This window comes from Mesorhizobium sp. M4B.F.Ca.ET.017.02.2.1 (assembly GCF_003998955.1).
In the GTDB taxonomy this organism is placed as follows: domain Bacteria; phylum Pseudomonadota; class Alphaproteobacteria; order Rhizobiales; family Rhizobiaceae; genus Mesorhizobium; species Mesorhizobium abyssinicae.
Map to the genome: position 1 here is coordinate 1 of NZ_RZOF01000552.1, position 2293 is coordinate 2293.

The 2293-nt window shown below is 65.5% G+C and carries 4 protein-coding genes; 2 read left to right on the forward strand and 2 right to left on the reverse strand.

All coding sequences use genetic code 11. The features are described 5' to 3' along the window. Positions 1-246 (forward strand): BA14K family protein (locus tag EN738_RS33620; protein ID WP_145967028.1); only part of this gene is annotated, 246 nt, incomplete at its 5' end. 185 nt (positions 247-431) lie between these two features. Further along, the gene (locus EN738_RS33625; protein ID WP_127287295.1) at positions 432-788 is read left to right on the forward strand and encodes a hypothetical protein; all 357 of its coding nucleotides are present in this window, start codon (positions 432-434) and stop codon (positions 786-788) included. Here EN738_RS33625 and EN738_RS33630 read toward each other — a convergent pair whose 3' ends face one another. Together EN738_RS33630 and bhcR are read right to left on the reverse strand one after the other, a co-directional pair. Beyond that, entirely contained in the window at positions 789-1247 is a 459-nt protein-coding gene (locus tag EN738_RS33630) for a YbaK/EbsC family protein (protein ID WP_127287296.1), read from the reverse strand. It lies immediately after the preceding gene. 73 nt (positions 1248-1320) lie between these two features. Then, positions 1321-2190 (reverse strand): HTH-type transcriptional regulator BhcR, encoded by an 870-nt coding sequence (gene bhcR, locus EN738_RS33635; protein ID WP_127287297.1) that lies wholly within the window; start codon positions 2188-2190, stop codon positions 1321-1323. Positions 2191-2293: the final 103 nt, after the last annotated feature.

Below are 2293 nucleotides of genomic sequence, written 5' to 3' on the forward strand. Positions count from 1 at the left end.
GTGCAGCCCTCGGCCGCCCACAGCCACCATCACAACCGCGAAATCGGCATCGGCATTGCCGCCGGCGTCGGCGGGTTCGTGCTCGGCAGCCTGCTCTCCCAGCAGCAGCCGCAGCCCGTCTATGTCGACGAATATGGCGGCGGTTCCTCGCACGTCCGCCGCTGCCTCGCCCGCTACGCCAGCTACGACCCGTACTCCGACACCTATGCCGGCTACGACGGCTATCGTCATTACTGCCAGCTCTGAGAGGAGGTGAACCGCCTCAGGCAACCGGAAGAAGGGGCTTCTCCGTGGCCCCTTCTTCTGCCGTCGGGGGGCTGGCCCTGTTGCGTTGACAAGGCTTTCAAGTTGAAAAGCCTCCGCCGTCGGCGGTGTACAGCGATTTTGCGAGCGTCTAATCTCGCCCCAACGGCCAAACCGAGGAGGGACGCTTGGACGAACAGGATCCGAAGCAAGACTTGATCGAGCCCGTTTTCCGCAACGGCACGGTCACCACCGTCGGCATCCTGCTGGCATTTTCGCTGGGCTTCATCACCCATTGGGCCGCCAACCCGATCCCATGGCAAACCTACCATCTGCTGGCGGTGCTGCCGATCCTGATCGGCATCGCGCTGCAGATGCGGGCGCTGTCCTTGCTGCTCGACGTAAGCTCGCTGCAAAAGCCGATCTACGAGCGGGCCAACCGCATCTTCATCACCGGCCTGATCTTCACCGCAAGCGGCGTCGGCCTGGCGATCCTGCTCGACTTCTTCGAGATCGCGGGCAAGAGCGCGCTGCCGAACGGGTAGCTACTTGCAGATGTCGCACCATTCGGCGCTGACCAGGCCCGCCATGCGATCGACGCCGATCCTGACCGCGGCATTGGTGGCGCCGGCGGCCGGCACGACCTCGGCAAAGGCGCGCAGCGACACATCGCAGTAGATCGGCAAGGGCGAGGCGAGGCCGAAGGGGCAGACGCCGCCGACCGGATGGCCGGTGATCTCGGTCACCTGTTCGGCATCGAGCATGCGCGGTTTGCCCCCGAAGGCGTCGCGCGATTTGCGGTTGTCGATGCGCGCGTCGCCGCGGGCGACCACCAGCAGCACCCGCTCGCCGACCCGCATGCAGATCGTCTTGGCGATCTGTCCCGGCTCGACGCCATGCGCTTTGGCCGCGAGCGCCACGGTTGCCGAGCTTGTCGGTGTTTCGATCACCGCGATGTCGGGGGCATGCTCGGCGAAGAAGGCTTTGACGGACTGGAGGCTCATGCGTTTCCGGGCGGGAATGGATCGGAGGCGGAGACTTCGACCGTTGCCGGACCGGTGTCAAGTCGGGCCAGAGTCAAGGCAAGCGCGTGGCGCTGACCTCGAACAGCGATGCCTCGGCAGCGCCTTGTGAAGAATGCCCGCCGATCATCCTGGTTATCTCGGTCGCCGCTTCGCGCACCAGCGGACCGATCTCGGCCAGACGCTCCGGCGTCACCCGAACGGTGGGCCCGGACACCGAAACGCCGCCGATCGGCTCGCCGAACTCGTTGAAGATGGCGGCGGCCACGCAGCGCATTCCCGGGTGCCGCTCCTCGTCGTCGACCGACCAGCCGCGATGCTTGATCGCGACAAGGTCGCGGGCCAGCGCCGAGATGTCGGAAAGCGTCTTGTCGGTGAAGCGCTCAAGCCCGGCGCGACGCAGGATGGCGGCGACACGCTCGGGATCGAGATGCGCCAGCACCGCCTTGCCGATGCCGGAGGCATGGAAGGAGCTGCGCGTGCCCGGCCGGAAGAAGGCGCGGATCGCCTGGTGCGTCTCGACCTGGCTGACGAAGACGACGCAATCGTCCTCGGCGACGCCGAGATTGGAGGTCTCGCCGGTCTTTTCCATCAGTTCCTGCATGACGATGCGGGCGCGATCGACCAGTTTGCGGCGGCGCAGGAACGCGGCGCCCATGCGGTAGGTCTCGACGCCGATCGACCACAGCTGGTCGGTGCCGTCGAACTCGACCATGCCGTGGTTCTCCAGCGTCGTCAGCATGCGGTAGGCGGTGGAGGCGGCAAGGCCGCTTTGCGCCGATATCTCGCTCAGCGACAGGCCGCTGCCTTCGGCGACGATGGCAAGGATGCGCAAGGCGCGGTCGAGCGACTGCACGGAGGCGGCTTCGGACGGGCCGTTGAAGGAGCGCGGACGGCCGCGCTGCCGTTTTTCGCTGGTTTCCATGGTGGCATTCTCGCCGATTTCGCCGACTTGGCAATGAAAAAGTTTTTCACCGCTCCGTGAGGCTGAATTCTTGGAAAACGGAAAGCGTAGTGAAATCATATCG